The sequence below is a fragment of the Mesorhizobium sp. NPDC059054 genome (assembly GCF_042739215.1).
GTDB lineage: Bacteria > Pseudomonadota > Alphaproteobacteria > Rhizobiales > Rhizobiaceae > Mesorhizobium.
Genome location: NZ_JBHYHV010000003.1, coordinates 722,940 through 736,917, shown reverse-complemented (window position 1 = coordinate 736,917; position 13,978 = coordinate 722,940). Strand labels below are relative to the sequence as shown.

14 protein-coding genes and 1 riboswitch are annotated in these 13,978 nt (G+C 62.1%); of the genes, 4 read left to right on the top strand and 10 right to left on the bottom strand.

The features are described from left to right. Positions 1 to 461: 461 nt before the first annotated feature. Positions 462 to 2,369, bottom strand: a complete 1,908-nt coding sequence (locus tag ACFWXH_RS16915) for an EAL domain-containing protein (RefSeq protein ID WP_379122115.1) — start codon at positions 2,367 to 2,369, stop codon at positions 462 to 464. Positions 2,370 to 2,678: 309 nt separating this feature from the next. Next, on the bottom strand, positions 2,679 to 3,212 hold the full coding sequence (locus ACFWXH_RS16910) for a TetR/AcrR family transcriptional regulator (protein ID WP_379122245.1): 534 nt from the start codon (positions 3,210 to 3,212) through the stop codon (positions 2,679 to 2,681). 108 nt (positions 3,213 to 3,320) lie between these two features. On the opposite strand from ACFWXH_RS16910, the gene ACFWXH_RS16905 reads away from it, so the two are divergent. Beyond that, positions 3,321 to 4,190 (top strand): NAD(P)-dependent oxidoreductase, encoded by an 870-nt coding sequence (locus ACFWXH_RS16905; protein WP_379122113.1) that lies wholly within the window; start codon positions 3,321 to 3,323, stop codon positions 4,188 to 4,190. Positions 4,191 to 4,285: 95 nt separating this feature from the next. Further along, entirely contained in the window at positions 4,286 to 4,672 is a 387-nt protein-coding gene (locus ACFWXH_RS16900; RefSeq protein WP_379122111.1) for an ester cyclase, read from the top strand. A gap of 113 nt (positions 4,673 to 4,785) precedes the next feature. On the opposite strand, the gene ACFWXH_RS16895 is transcribed toward ACFWXH_RS16900, so the two are convergent. The 7 genes from ACFWXH_RS16895 to ACFWXH_RS16865 all read right to left on the bottom strand — a co-directional run bounded on the left by ACFWXH_RS16895 (position 4,786) and on the right by ACFWXH_RS16865 (position 11,513). Continuing rightward, a complete protein-coding gene (locus tag ACFWXH_RS16895) occupies positions 4,786 to 5,115 on the bottom strand; it encodes a hypothetical protein (RefSeq protein ID WP_379122109.1) in 330 nt (109 codons plus the stop codon). Further along, positions 5,112 to 5,897: a DUF899 domain-containing protein gene (locus ACFWXH_RS16890; protein WP_379122107.1), complete on the bottom strand. Its 786-nt coding sequence runs from the start codon at positions 5,895 to 5,897 to the stop codon at positions 5,112 to 5,114. The genes ACFWXH_RS16895 and ACFWXH_RS16890 overlap by 4 nt, the downstream gene beginning before the upstream one ends. A gap of 163 nt (positions 5,898 to 6,060) precedes the next feature. Continuing rightward, on the bottom strand, positions 6,061 to 7,074 hold the full coding sequence (locus tag ACFWXH_RS16885) for a FecCD family ABC transporter permease (protein WP_379122105.1): 1,014 nt from the start codon (positions 7,072 to 7,074) through the stop codon (positions 6,061 to 6,063). A 2-nt stretch (positions 7,075 to 7,076) separates the two neighbouring features. Then, positions 7,077 to 8,003: an ABC transporter substrate-binding protein gene (locus tag ACFWXH_RS16880; protein ID WP_379122103.1), complete on the bottom strand. Its 927-nt coding sequence runs from the start codon at positions 8,001 to 8,003 to the stop codon at positions 7,077 to 7,079. A 147-nt stretch (positions 8,004 to 8,150) separates the two neighbouring features. After that, positions 8,151 to 8,939 carry an ABC transporter ATP-binding protein gene (locus tag ACFWXH_RS16875; protein WP_379122101.1) on the bottom strand — a complete coding sequence of 263 codons (789 nt, stop codon included), beginning with the start codon at positions 8,937 to 8,939 and terminating at the stop codon, positions 8,151 to 8,153. Between the two features lie 162 nt (positions 8,940 to 9,101). Continuing rightward, positions 9,102 to 9,307: riboswitch (cobalamin riboswitch) on the bottom strand. Between the two features lie 152 nt (positions 9,308 to 9,459). Further along, on the bottom strand, positions 9,460 to 10,677 hold the full coding sequence (gene zigA / locus ACFWXH_RS16870) for a zinc metallochaperone GTPase ZigA (protein ID WP_379122099.1): 1,218 nt from the start codon (positions 10,675 to 10,677) through the stop codon (positions 9,460 to 9,462). 227 nt (positions 10,678 to 10,904) lie between these two features. Continuing rightward, positions 10,905 to 11,513 (bottom strand): NAD(P)H-dependent oxidoreductase, encoded by a 609-nt coding sequence (locus ACFWXH_RS16865; RefSeq protein ID WP_379122097.1) that lies wholly within the window; start codon positions 11,511 to 11,513, stop codon positions 10,905 to 10,907. 75 nt (positions 11,514 to 11,588) lie between these two features. On the opposite strand from ACFWXH_RS16865, the gene ACFWXH_RS16860 reads away from it, so the two are divergent. Continuing rightward, on the top strand, positions 11,589 to 12,200 hold the full coding sequence (locus ACFWXH_RS16860) for a TetR/AcrR family transcriptional regulator (protein WP_379122095.1): 612 nt from the start codon (positions 11,589 to 11,591) through the stop codon (positions 12,198 to 12,200). Between the two features lie 134 nt (positions 12,201 to 12,334). Next, complete coding sequence (locus ACFWXH_RS16855) at positions 12,335 to 13,075, top strand: SDR family oxidoreductase (RefSeq protein ID WP_379122093.1); 741 nt, start codon at positions 12,335 to 12,337, stop codon at positions 13,073 to 13,075. Here ACFWXH_RS16855 and ACFWXH_RS16850 read toward each other — a convergent pair. Continuing rightward, on the bottom strand, positions 13,029 to 13,949 hold the full coding sequence (locus tag ACFWXH_RS16850; protein WP_379122091.1) for a LysR family transcriptional regulator: 921 nt from the start codon (positions 13,947 to 13,949) through the stop codon (positions 13,029 to 13,031). The genes ACFWXH_RS16855 and ACFWXH_RS16850 overlap by 47 nt on opposite strands. Positions 13,950 to 13,978: the final 29 nt, after the last annotated feature.

The window sequence follows — 13,978 nt, the reverse complement described above, 5'->3', positions numbered from 1 at the left end:
TTGCGGTGGCGGGGAGCGCGTGTTGGAGGAAGCAATGGATCGACGGCTATTTCTGACGGGAATACTTGGCCTCGCGGGTGCCGCGGTGGTCGCGACGGCAATACGTCCAGGCCAGGCAGTCGCGGGCGTGCCTGTGGGGCGCGGCGGCATATTGGACGAACTCGAAAAGTCCGATGCAGAGGCGGCTGTGCTCGACGATGAGGCTGAGGCCGATGTCGAGCTCGTTTATCACCGCCCGGGGCATCGGCCCGGCCGTCGGCCTTACCGCGGACATTGGGGTGGGCGCCCCCGGTGGCGGCGTGTGTGCCGCCGCGTTTACCGTCGCGGTCGCTGGCAGGTTCGTTGCTGGCGCGAGCGCGTCCGGGGCGGTTGGCGGTAACAGCGAAAACCCCGGCTTCGGCCGGGGTTTTGTTTTGTGCGCGAATGCGGCTTAAACCATGCTTGATCGATGCCCCTCTTTATCAAGCAGAAGAAAGGGCGAGATCGTCCCCGTGATCCGCGATGACTTTTCGTTCTATCGAAGCCGGCAAAATGTTTTCTCTGCGGCCTGGGCGTCCCAGGTAATAACCCTGTGCCTCATGACAGCCTTCGATGCGAAGGATTTGCAGTTGAGCGGCGGTTTCCACACCCTCGGCCAGAACGGGAACTCCAAGGCTTTGTCCCAGCGCGAGCACGGAGCGGACAATGGCCATGGCCTGAGCGTTGCGTTCCATCTCCCGCGTGAAGGAGCCGTCCAGCTTGATCTTGTCGAAGGGGAAGCTGCGCAACGTATCGAATGACGAATAGCCGACTCCGAAATCATCGATCGAGATCTTCACGCCCAGCGCTTTGATTTGCCGCAGAACATGCAAGGCACGGCTCTTGTCGGCAATGAAAGTGGATTCGGTGATTTCGAGTTCGAGCCGGTTCGGCGACAATCCGGTCTCGACAAGGATGTCGCGGATCAGTCCGGCCAGATCGTTATGGACGAACTGGACCGGCGAAAGATTGACCGCGATCTTGGAGGGCCTGCCTAGCCTGCCCGCATCCCTGCAGGCCGTTCGCAAAACCCATTCGCCGATGGTGAGGATCAGACCGGTCTCTTCCGCGATGGGGATGAAAACGGCAGGCGAGATCGCACCACGGCTTGGGTGGCTCCAGCGCAGCAGCGCTTCATATCCAAGCACATCGCCGGACTGGACGGATTTTTGCACCTGATAGTGGAGTTCGAGCTGTTCGAGTTCGATGGCATGGCTGAGATCCGATGCCAAAGCGTGATGCTCGCGTGCCGCCGTGTCCATTTGGGGTTCGTAGAAGCAGAGCGCGCGGGTGATGTCGGCCTTTGCACGGTACATGGCCAGGTCGGCATTGCTGATGAGGACTTGCCGGTCATGGCCATCATCGGGGTAGAGCGCGACCCCCAGGCTTGCGCCCGCAGCAAGATCGACATTTCCGATGCGAAGCGGCTGCGAAAAGGCGTTTTCGAGGCGCGTCAGGAAGTCGTCGAGCTGATGGCGGTCGACAAAGCGCTTGACGCACATGAACTCGTCGCCGCCGATGCGCGCGGCAAATTCGTCGTCTTCGAGAAGATCGCCGAGACGAAGGCCGATCGTCGCGAGTGTTTCATCGCCAGCCTGGTGGCCGCGCAAGTCGTTGATTTCCTTGAACCGGTCAAGGTCGATGCCGATGATAGCGACCTTTGCAGCCGTGTGATGCGCTTGTTCGAGTTCACGGTCCAGACGCTCGATGGCACTGGCGCGATTGGGCAGGCCGGTCAACGAATCGGTCAGCGCCAGCTTTTGCAGCCGATCGAATGCTTCCTGCGAACTCTGCTCGTCGATCAGGTAACTGATGACGCCGGCGCCTAGGACCAGCATGCCGACGCCGACAACCGCGAAGGCCGCCAGCGTCGATGAGGCGGTGTTGTCGACGGCTGTCGAGAACGGCGTGACCGAGATGGCGGTCATACCGGTGAAATGCAGCGAGGCCACGGCAAGCACGAAGAAGGCGACCGGTACATATGTGGTCTCGCCCCAGAGCGGTTTTGCCGCTTGTCTCATGGCAATTCCGCCGAACAGAACCGACAGCGCCACCGATGCCGCTACATAGTCGGCACTCCACTCGATCAGGCCGTCGACGCGATAGGCCAGCATGCCGCTGTAATGCATCGCCGAGATTGCTATACCCACCACGCCCCCGCCGATCTCTGCGGCCAGGGGGAAGCGGAAACTGAGGGACAGCCAGAAGCCGTAGGCACAACCGGCAACCGCTATCAGCAGCGACAGCATCGTGAATGTCGGATCGAAGGTGACGGGGGCGTCATGCTCATAAGCAATGACGGCGATGAAATGCGTACACCAGATCGAGGACCCCGCGGCCTGGGCGGCCAAGAATATCCACCCGGCTCGCGGCCAGCCGCCACGCACCTCGGCTTGTCGGAAAAGCCGGAACGTAACCCAACTGCCGGCTATGCAGACGAAGACGGCGAGCAGTACGAGCCACGGATTATGTTCTGTGACGAGGCATGAGACGACACGCATGAACAACGCCCCCCCGGCGCCATTATGTCAGGACAATCGTCGTTTGGTTGTTGCCGCATCCAAACCGCAACTGTCGTCTCGAAGACGTTGCCAAGCAAACGCTAATATTCTGATAGCGGCGATAGTTAACGTGACAGGTCCTTTGCCGGGACACTGAATTCATACGCCGACGCTTTTGGCGACGAGCGAAGAAAACACGTCGATCGCGTTCGTCTCCGCGATGCGGCCATCTTGCTGTTCGCGTGCAATCGCTTCCGCGGCGCCGAGCAACCCGACACAGGTAAGCCGTAGGTCTCCTTCAGCCAGACTGGAAAAGGGCTGCAAGGCCAGGCACATGATCTCGATGTACTCGTCGAGCATGGCGCGCTGCCGTGCCGCCATTTCTTCGCTGCCCTTGAGAGCAGCCGAAATGGCTGGCGCTTCTGGCCCCAGATTGGCGAGGCAGTTGAAGTAAGCCTTGCTCATGAGGTCCGCTGTTGCACCAAGTTCATGCGGGCTGGTGCCCAGCGCATTCCGAAGCACCTGCACATACTGGTCTTCGAGTCGCTGGAAAAGCGCGAGAAGCAGCCCGGCCCGCGTCGAAAAATGATCATAGGCTACCGGCCTGCTCACCCCCGCTTTCGCTGCAAGCGTGACGAGGGACAGTGCATCCGCACCCTCCTCTCGAACGATCGCCATCGCCGCATCGAGCAGTTGTTCACGGCGCTTGTCTTTCGGCAGCTTGACCAGGATTCTTCCCTCGCTTGATTTCTACATTTTGTAAGTTACATTTCGTAGTAACAAAATTCAAGTAGGTGCACTATGAGCGACGTAACCATGATCGGCCTTGGCGAAATGGGCAGCGCGCTTGGTCGCGCTTTCCTGGCAGGCGGAAAATCGGTCACCGTCTGGAACCGCACACCGGCCAAAGCCGCAGCGCTGGAACGGCTGGGAGCCGTACGGGCGTCCACGGTTGCCGGGGCAATCGCTGCCAGCCCGGTGGTGGTGATCTGCCTGTCCGATTACGCAGCGGCCTCCGGCGTGCTTGGCGAGGACGGGGTGGCTGAAACGCTCGATGGACAGCTGATTGTACAGCTGAGTTCGGGAACGCCGGATCAGGCGCGTGAACTCAAAGCCCAAGCGGTTTCGAGCGGTGCGAACTATCTCGATGGTGCCATCGGCGCCTGGCCGAGGCAGATCGGCGGGCCGGAGGCCGGGCTTCTCATCGTCGGCAACGAAGATGTGTTTGCGTCGGCGGAGCCGCTTCTGAAGCTGCTGGCCGGCGGCCTCAGCTACGTGGGTTCCAACATCGGTCATGCCAAAGCTTTCTCCAACGCCGGGCTGGCCTATTTCGCAGCACATTGGATCGGTTTCAGCCACGGCGCCGCAATCTGCGAAGCAGAGGGTATCGACGCCGGCACGTTCGGTGAGGTTATGGCGGGCATGGCACCGTTTTTCGGCGAGGATATGCGCCACATGGGGCGCGTCATTGCCGAAGACCGCTTCGGCGATCCGGAAGCCACGATCAAAACCATCACTTCCGATATCGGTTGGCTTGTCGAGTCATCACGCGACCTTAAGATCGGAGTTGAGTTTCCGAAGTTCGCCGCGAGCATCTTTCTGCGTGCGAAGGATGCGGGATTTGGCGGCGAAGAGCCCAGCGCGCTGATCAAGGTGTTGCGGAAGGCTTGATCGGGGCTGGAACGACCAATCCGCTCTGACGTCGGCAACCGGGACGCCGATCACTGCGTTGTCCATCTCGGGCGCCGAACCATCATGGATATGAAATGACCCGCGATGAACTTATCACCATTTATCGCCTCTACATCGATTGCCTGAACAGGCAGGATTGGAACGCTCTCGGAGAGTTCGTTCATGACGATGTCCGTTACAACGGAGCCCTGGTGGGTCTTGCCGGTTACCGTTCGATGCTGGAAGGCGATTTTCGTGCGATTCCAGACCTTCATTTCCGGATCGAGTTGCTGATCGGCGACCCTCCCCGCATCGCCAGCCGCCTGCGCTTCGACTGCACCCCGGTCGGCATCCTGTTTGACCTGCCCGTCAACGGCAAGCGTGTCCAGTTCGAAGAGAACGTGTTTTACGAGTTCGCCGGAACGCGGATCGAAAGGGTCTGGTCGATCATCGACAAGGCGGCAATCGCGCGACAGCTCTGACCGCATCGACTGATGGGAAGGATTGAAGTGGCTTATGACGCCACAGCCTTCATCCATGCACGAATTAGGCACTCATGGCCACGCCGGATGCAACCTCCGCCGTGGCCATTTCGTCAAATAGCGGTCCGCACCAGCCTCAGCCACGGGGTCAGATGAAAGGCGCTCATCAGGAGATACATCACCATCATACCGCCGAGCGGCATGCCCATCGTGGACGAGCACATCTCCGCTGGCCCGCCCATGACGCCGGTCAGCAATGCCATGGCCGCAAATGTCGGCGACGCCGCCAACGCCAGCCAGTCTGACGCCATCAGCGCGGGTGCGTCGTTGGCCGCAGGCACGGCTGCATCGCTGGCGGCATTCGCTCCGTCGATAGCTGAGCGGGCGCTGGTCCGGCGAGGTGCCTCCTCGTCGGACCAGATGGAGCAGCAGGAGCGGCTCATGGCTTCGCACTCGTTGGTTTGGCACGCATCGCCTCTTCGCCGGCGTCGGAAATCTCGACCCACCCTTTATCGGGTTCGGCTTCGGAAACGTAGCTGTCGTTCCAGTTCCACCATTTGTAGGTCGGCGTCTGCGGATAGCCTTCAGGCGAATCCTCCCAGGCCTCCTGGCGGCCGAGCGGCGTGATGTCGAGGTAATTCCAGGTGCCGCCCATCTGTTCGTCGGCGCGGTCGGCGATGAAATAGGTGCGGAAGATGCGATCGCCATCACGCAGGAACACGTTGTGGCCGTGCCACTCGTCCACGCCGAAATCGGCGTCGAAACTGTCGACGATTGTGACCCAGGGGATGCGATCCCATCCCATCCGCGTCTTCACGCGCTCGATGTCCGGCTGTGGCGCGCGTGACGCGAAGACCAGTGTCGTATCGCGCGCATTGAGATGGGATACATGGGCGACCTGGTCGGCCACCATGGAGCAGCCCCGACAGGCGTGCTCTGGCCAGCCATATACGCCGGGCTCGAAGAAGGCACGGTAGATGATCAGCTGGCGGCGACCGTCGAACAGGTCAAGAAGGCTCGCCCGGCCGTTCGGGGTCTCGAACACATAATCCTTGGTCACTTCTACCCAAGGCATACGGCGGCGCTCGGCAGCCAGCGCATCGCGGGCATGCGTATGGGCCTTTTCCTTCACGAGCAGTTGCTGGCGCGCCTGTTCCCACGCCTCGGGCGTAACCACCGGCGGCTTGTGCATGGCGGCCAGGATATCGTCGCGTTTATCGGTCATGAGTTCTGTTCTCCTCTTCCGGGCGAAGTCTCGCGCCTCGAGGTCGAAGCGCGATGACCTTCGCGGTTCATCGCTTACTGTCGTCGGACAGTGTGGCTTCGGAAGCCGAACAGTGTGAGTAACAAGTGTGGCGCTATTCCGGATCGACGGAATAGGCCCCGGCTCAGAACCGTTTGCGCAGCAGGGTGGCCACCACGAACAAGGCGCCGATCGAGCTGGTGATGATGCCGATCGGCAGTTCCTGTGGCGGCAGCAGCGTGCGCGCCAGAAGATCGCTGGCAAGCAGCAGCACAGCGCCAAAGACAGCGCAGACGATGGCCAGCCGCAGATGCAGCGGGCCGGCGAAGCGGCGCGCGACATGCGGGATCATCAGTCCCACGAAACCGATGACGCCGGCGACGGAAACCAGGATTGCTGTCGCGAGCGCCGCGGCAAGGAATGTCAGTGTCCGGAAGCGCGCCACCGGAACGCCGAGGCTTTCGGCGGTGGTTTCGCCAGCCAGGAACGCGTCGAGCCAGCGATGATAGCGCAGCGTGAAGGCAAGGATGACGGCGGCGCCGGCGAGGGCCAGGCCGATATTGCCCCAGCGGGCGAGACCCAGCCCGCCCATGGTCCAGAACAGCACCGAATGGGCTGCTCGCTGATCTCCGGCAAAAACCAGATAGTTGGTCAGCGCCGTGAACAGGAAAGATACGGCAAGGCCGGCAAGGATCAGCCGCTCGGGTCCCTGGCCGCGAATGCGGGCGACGAGCAGAAGCACCACGACGGCGGAGAGGATGCCGCCGACAAACGCTGCGATCGGAAGCGTCCATACGCCAAGACGGTCGCCGAAAACCGTGATGACTGAAACCGCGCCGGCGGCAGCGCCCGAGGAAAGGCCGAACAGAAATGGATCGGCGAGATCGTTGCGCGTCACTGTCTGCAGAAGCGCGCCGACGACGGCAAGGCCGGCGCCGACGCAGATGGCGAGAATGGCGCGGGGTAGCCTGAGGTCGACGATGATCTTCTCCACCGGCGCTGTAACGCTCCCGGCGTCCAAGCCGACGGCATGCGCAAGCGCTGCGATCACGTCGCCGAGCGCAATGACGGTCGAGCCATAGGCGATGGACAGCAGCGCCAGCAACACGACGAGCGCCAGACCCGTGCCGATGGCCAGACCGTACGACCCGCTGGGCACGTTCAGAAAGCCTCTGGGTGCATTGCCTTCGCGATCTTGTCGATGGCTTCTATGTTGGCCGGGCCAGGCGTCAATTCCGCGTAGCGAAGAGCAACGAAACGCTCGTTCTTCACCGCATCCGTTTCTTTCATCGCCGGGTGCTGCTTGAGGAAGTTCAGCAGTTTCCGGTAGCCCGCCTCGTCCTGGTAGTCGAGCAGGATCAGGAATTCCGGGTTTCTGGTCGCAACCGTTTCCCAATCGGTATTGCCCCAATTGGTTTCCAGGTCGTCCATGATGTTCTTGCCGCCCGCCGCTTCGATCATCGCACTCGGGATCGCGAATTTGCCCGCCGTGAAGGGTTTGTCCTCGCCGGAATCATAGAGGAACACGCGTGTGCCGCTGCGGGCGCCGACCTTGGCGGTGATGGCGGCGAGCCTTTCCTTCCATCCGGCGACAAGGGTGTTGGCCTCGGTCTCCTTGCCGAAGATCTTGCCGAGTTTCTCGACGTCGCCGAACAGGAGATCCATCGAAGCTGCTGGCCGGTTCTTGTCGAGATGGACGCAGCTCTCGCTGAGCACCAGCGTCTTGATGCCGTGCGGAGCCAGAATGTCGGGCGTCACGTCGCCACCGGGTTTCATGCCGTAATACCAACCGGCAAAGAAGAAGTCGGGCTCGACCGCCAGCAGGTTCTCCAGTGTCGGATATTTCGGTGCAAGTTCCGGGATCGAGCCCTGCGCTTTCTTGAACGCGTCATCCACCTTGTACCAGCCGGTGATGCCGGTCAGGCCGACGATCTCGGGTTGTAAGCCCAGCGCGAAGGCCATTTCCGACATGTTGAGATCGTTGATCACCGCACGTTTCGGTGCGGCGTCGAAGGTCAGCGGAATGCCGCAGCTCTCGACAGTGACCGGGAAGGCAAAGGCAGTTGATGAAAGAAGCGTGGCGGCCAAGCAGGTTCCGCAAAAGCGTCTCACGCTTTTACGATAGGAACCTGCGACAAAATAAAAAGTCAAGCTGACGAAGCGTTGGCGAAGCCACGCAAGTCTGCTTGGGCAAAGGGCGAGGCGTTTCATGGCGGCTCCGTTGGGGAAATTGATTCAGCGGGAGAGGCGGATCGGAACGTCGAAGACCGTCAGTTCGCGGTCCTGCTCGTCCGGGTGAGGAAGTCTCAGCACATCGATGGCAAAGACCTCGCGCACCAGCGCCGCCGTCAGCGTCTCACGCGGGGTGCCGAGCGCGACGAGGCGCGCCTTGCTCATCACCGCGACATGAGTGGCGAAGGGCGCAACCAGCGGCAGATCGTGCAGCACCGTGACGACAGCGATGCCCAGCCTGGCGACGAATTCGAGCAATTCGCCGCGAGCGCGGGGGTCGAGATGGTTTGTCGGCTCATCGAGAAATAGCACATGCGGCTGCTGCGCGATCGCGCGTGCCAGCTGCGCACGCTGGCGCTCACCGCCAGAAAGCGAACCCATGCGACGCTCCCGCATGGCGAGCAGGCCGGTTCGCTCCAGCGCGTCGAGCACCACATCGCGGTCGTCGCTGCGGCGACGAAGCCCTCTGTGCGGGATGCGGCCAAGTCCGACATAGTCGCTGACGGCAAGCTGTACATCAGGCTGGTCGGATTGGCCGACCACGGCGATACGGCGTGCCCGCTCTGCTGTCGGCAGCCGGTCGAGCGATTCGCCGTCGAGGCTGACCAGGCCGCTGCTTGGCTTGAGCATGCCGCACAGCATGCGCAGCAGCGTCGACTTGCCGGCGCCGTTCGGACCGATGATGGCAAGCCTTTCGCCGGCGCGGACATCAAGGCTGACGTCTTCGACGAGCGTGACGCCTGTTTCGGGCCGACAGCAAAGGCCGCGCGCTTGCAGGACAACGCCGCTCACGAAAGAACCCTCCGCGGGCGCGGCAGGCAGTCTAGGTGCGACGCATCATAGCGGCGAAAAACGGCAAAACCTTCCAACCGATCCCTCATTCGATCAGGTGCGGAAGGATGGCCAAAATGACGGCAGGGCCGCCCTTGTAGCGTCCTCCCGGCACACCCCGTCCGGTCAACTCGCTGCGATGGCAGGTCTCCTGGCTCGCGGATCGTTGCGCTGTCCTGCCTTCCCGGCGCTTGGCCAGTGGCGTCTTCGGACTTTGCTACCGCTTACAGTTGCGGGGGCAGCCACGGTCTTGGTTCTTGCGAACTTCACCGTATTCCCTTTTCACCCCGAACCTTTCGATTCGGAGCACCATCGCCGCGAACCCTATTGTGACCGCCATCGCCTGGCAATGGCGATTCTTTGCCGAGGACCTGGCTCGTCGCGGTGTGCCGCTCGGCCGGCGGGACGTAGCGGGCAAGCCGCGGATGGCAGTCGCAGGCATGATGGCGCCCCTTGAACAGGGCGAGCAAGGATTTGACGATCATGCCGCTTGCCCGCTCCAGCTCGGAAACGGGTCGTGCAGGTCACGCCACAGTTCCGGTGCGAAGACGGGCTCATCCACCAGGCAGGCATCCAGTTCGGCGCGAATGCGGTTTTCGTTCATCGGATCGCAGCCGATGAAGACCAGTTCCTGCCGGCGGTCGCCCCACATCGGATCGAGATAGGGTTCCATCGCCTCTTGCCATGACGGGTTGTCGGGCCAACGGTTGCGGGGAACCGCTGCCCACCAGAGCCCGCGCCTGCCGGTCCGCACCAGCGCGCCGGCCTGGCTCAATTCGCCGACGTGGTTTGGACGCGTGGCCAGCCAGAAGAAACCCTTGGCGCGCACCACTCCTGGCCAAGGCTGGCCGATGAACCTCTTCAACCTTGCCGGATCGAAAGGGCGACGTTCGCGATAGACGAAGGAACGGATGCCGTATTCCTCGGTTTCGGGAACGTGATCCTTGAAGCCATTCAGTTCCTTGAACCAGAGCGGATGTTGTTCGGCCTTCTCGAAATCGAATCGTCCAGTGTCGAGCACCTTGTCGAGCGGCACGCGGCCGAAATCCGTTTCGATGAGCTCAACCTGCGGGTTGAGCGAGCGTATGATCCTGCGTGCCAGATCGAGATCTTCTGCGGGCGTGTCCGAAACCTTGTTGAGCACGATGACATCGGCAAACTCGATCTGCTCGACCAGAAGATCGACGAGCACGCGCTCGTCGGACGTGCCCAGCGCTTCACCGCGGTCGCGCAGGAAATCCGATGAGGAATAGTTCCGCAGCAGGTTCGCGGCATCGACAACCGTCACCATGGTGTCGAGGCGGGAGACATCGGAGAGGCTGGCGCCGGCCTCGTCACGGAATTCGAAAGTCGAGGCGACGGGCAGCGGCTCCGAAATGCCTGTCGATTCGATCAGCAGGTAGTCGAACCTGTCCTGTACGGCGAGACGACGCACTTCAGCCAACAGATCGTCGCGCAGTGTGCAGCAGATGCAGCCATTGGTCATCTCGACCAGCTGTTCATCGGTGCGCGACAGGTTGGCGCCGCCGTCGCGCACCAGCGCGGCGTCGATGTTGACCTCACTCATATCGTTGACGATGACAGCGACCCGGCGGCCGTCGCGATTGTGCAGGATGTGGTTGAGAAGCGTGGTCTTGCCGGCGCCGAGAAAGCCGGAAAGGACGGTTACGGGAAGACGCCTTCGATTGTGCGTGGGCATGACTGTTTTCCAGAGGCTTTGGTGGGGACGAACCCGGGCGTGGTTCGTCTTGAGGAGGAGTGACCAAATTCGTGGAAGGTCACTGCTGAATTGTTACGTTGTAACATAACATAGCCGGAAGGCAAGCAGCATGTGTTCGAGGAGAGCAACGGTTCCGTTCAGCAGGGTTGTCGATGTTGGCTGCCGCATGGGAGCTTCCTCCTGAAGATCCCATGCGGCGAAGAATTCTACGCCGCGGCGCGCTGCTGTTTCAGGAACAGCCTGCAGCCGATGGCGCGAGCCTGGGCAGGAAGTTGCGCGGGATCCTGCGCTTCCGGAAAGAGCAGCAGTTCGGAGGTGACCACTCTGGCGCCGCAGTAGTCGAATATGCCGTGGTCGATCTGGGTCTTCATGGCACCGAAATAACCGTGCCTGGCATAGGTGCGCTGACTGGCGCCGCCGATCGCCACCAGATGTACGTTCAGCCGTTGCAGCTTCTTCGTCAGCTTGCCACCCGGCGGCTCGTCGTAAGCCCAGCCATTCATGAACACGCGATCGATCCAGCCCTTGAGCAGCCCGGGCATCGACCACCAATAGACCGGATAGACCAGCACCAGTGTGTCCGCGCGATCGATACGCGCCTGCTCAGCCGCGACATCGTTGGCAGCCGGCGCTTGGCCTTGAAAGGTGGCGATGTCGGATTTGTTGAAGTTCGGATCGAAACCCTCGGCAGCCAGATCGGCGATTTCAAAACTGTTGCCGGGCCCGGAAGCGGCGACGCCCTCGCCGACACTGTTGGCAATCACGTGGGTGAGCGAATTGGGATCGGGATGCGCGACGACGATGAGCGCGTGCATGACAAGGCTCCTGGGATGTTGCAGCGAAGGATTTAGGCTTATATACTTTTAGTAAGTTACTTTTGGTATATAGTGATGTCAAGCGATCGCGTGAAAAATCCATCTGCGCCTCCACGCCGCCAGCGTCTGTTGCGGGAAGAGCGGCATCGGCAGCTTCTCGATGTGGCCTGGCGCATTGCGCGCGAGGAAGGCACAGAGGCGCTGACGCTTGGTTGGCTTGCGGAGCAGGCGGCGGTGACCAAGCCAGTGGTCTACGATCACTTCGCTACGCGCTCGGCTCTGCTGGCGGCGCTCTATCAGGAGTTCGACGCGCGCCAGAACCAGGTGATCGATGCCGCTCTGGCAGCGAGCGAACCCACGCTCGACGGACGCGCCTCGGTGATCGCTTCCTCCTATGTCGACTGCGTGCTGGAGCAGGGTCGCGAGATCCCCGGCGTGGTTGCAGCCCTTGTCGGCTCGCCGGAGCTGGCGACCATGAAGCGCGAACACGAGGCGGTGTTCCTGGAAAAATGCCGGGAAGCGCTGACACCTTTTTCGCGTGGGATTACCACTGCGCGCCTGTGCGGCATGCTGGGAGCGGCCGCCGGTCTGTCCGCTGCTGCAGCCTCCGGCGAAATCACCGCGCGCGAAGCCAGCGACGAACTGTATCAGACGATCCGGGCCATGGTGGCGCGCAGCGTCGGCTGAACGCTTTCGCCTAATGTTATCATCGGAGTTTCCGATGGAGACATTCGTATCTTCCCGTTTCCCTTTGCGCGCTCTGGCGCAGACAACTCCGCGCCAGAGCCACTCCATTGGTCGGTGGCCGCAATGGAGATTTCATGAACACACCAACTGTAAGCATCGCCGAGCACGTCCTTGTCGTGGGCGGCAGCTCCGGCATGGGATTGGCGCTCACAACGCAGCTTCTGTCGGAGGGAGCCGAGGTAACGATTGCAGGGCGATCAAGAGCGAAATTGGACGAGGCAAAGAGCAGCCTCGGCAATCCACCCGCCTTGCGCACCGCAGTCGCTGATATCGCCCGGGAAGATGAGGTCAGCCGGCTCTTTGCCCATACCGGTCGACTGGATCACATCGTTTCAACTGCCGCCGACATCGGTGCTTCCTACCGCCTGCTGCCGGAACTCGATATCGCGGAAGCGCGCAAGGTGGTCGATTCGAAGTTCTTCGGGCCGCTACTGCTGGCCAAGCATGGCGTGCCGATGTTGTCCAAAAAGGGCTCGATCACCTTCACGTCAGGCATCAATGCCTATCGCCCGGCGGCGCGCGGTTCGGTGACCGCGGCGATGAACGGCGCGCTTGCCTCGCTGGTGCGCGCGCTTGCCGTCGAGCTTGGCCCGATCCGGGTCAACGCCGTATCGCCGGGCTGGGTCGACACGCCGATCTGGCTGCACGTCGCCGGCGATGCCAAGGCGGCGACGCTGGATGCCATGGCCGCTCGCCTGCCGGTGGGTCGCATCGGCCGGCCGGAGGACATCGCCGATGCGATCCGCTTCCTGATGCGAAACGGCTTCGTCACGGGGACGGTGCTGCACGCTGAGGGAGGGCATCGCCTGATTTGAATTTTTGGCGCGCGGCCTCCAGGAAAAGACGCACCGCCGGCCGCTTGCCACGCCGGCCGTGCCAGATCATGGAAACGGGGACCGACGAACTGCCGCCGGTCCACGGCAGCGTCACGATCCGCCCGTCACCGGCCCTGGCGGCAACCCGTGGAATAAGGGCGCAGCCGGCACCTTCCGCCACGAGTTTCTGGATCGCCGCGATCGAGCCGAGCTCAACGGCAATGCGCGGTCGCGTGTCCTTTTTTGCGAAAGCGGTTTCGAACATCTGGCGGTAGACACATCCCTGCTCGGTCACCAGGAAGGGCTCGTTGTGCAGGTCATCGGGGCCTGCGGCGACTTGTCCAGCGAGCCTGTGGCCGGGCGGTAGCGCGACGACCAGTTCCTCTTCGGCCACCACTTCGTGTTTGAGCTCTGGCGTCTCGGCCGTCTCGCCGAAAGCGAAAGAAACATCGAGGGCGCCGCTCTTCACGCCACCGCGCAGGTCACCGCTGCCGGCGCTCTTCAATTGCAGCCGCACCGCCGGATGCTGGGCGCCGAAATGCGCCAGGAGCGGTGGCAGGTAGCTGGCGCACAGCGTTTCGAGACCGCCAATCGCCAGCGTGCCTGCCGTTATGTTTGCAGCTGTCGCCACCGCCGCCCGCGCTTCGTCGGCGCGGGCCAGAAGGTCGTCGGCATGATCGAGCAGCCGCTGCCCTGCTTCGGTCAGTTTCAGCTTGCGTCCGCTGCGGTCGAAAAGCACTGCGTTCAGATCGGCTTCCAGCGCCTGGATCTGTTCGCTCACGCTCGACTGGGCAAGGTGGATGCGCTCCGCGGCCCGCGTGATGTTGAGATCGGAAGCGACGGCGACGAACGTCTTCAAATGCCTGAGCTGCATGGCTTATCCGTAGCATTGCCATGAGGGCA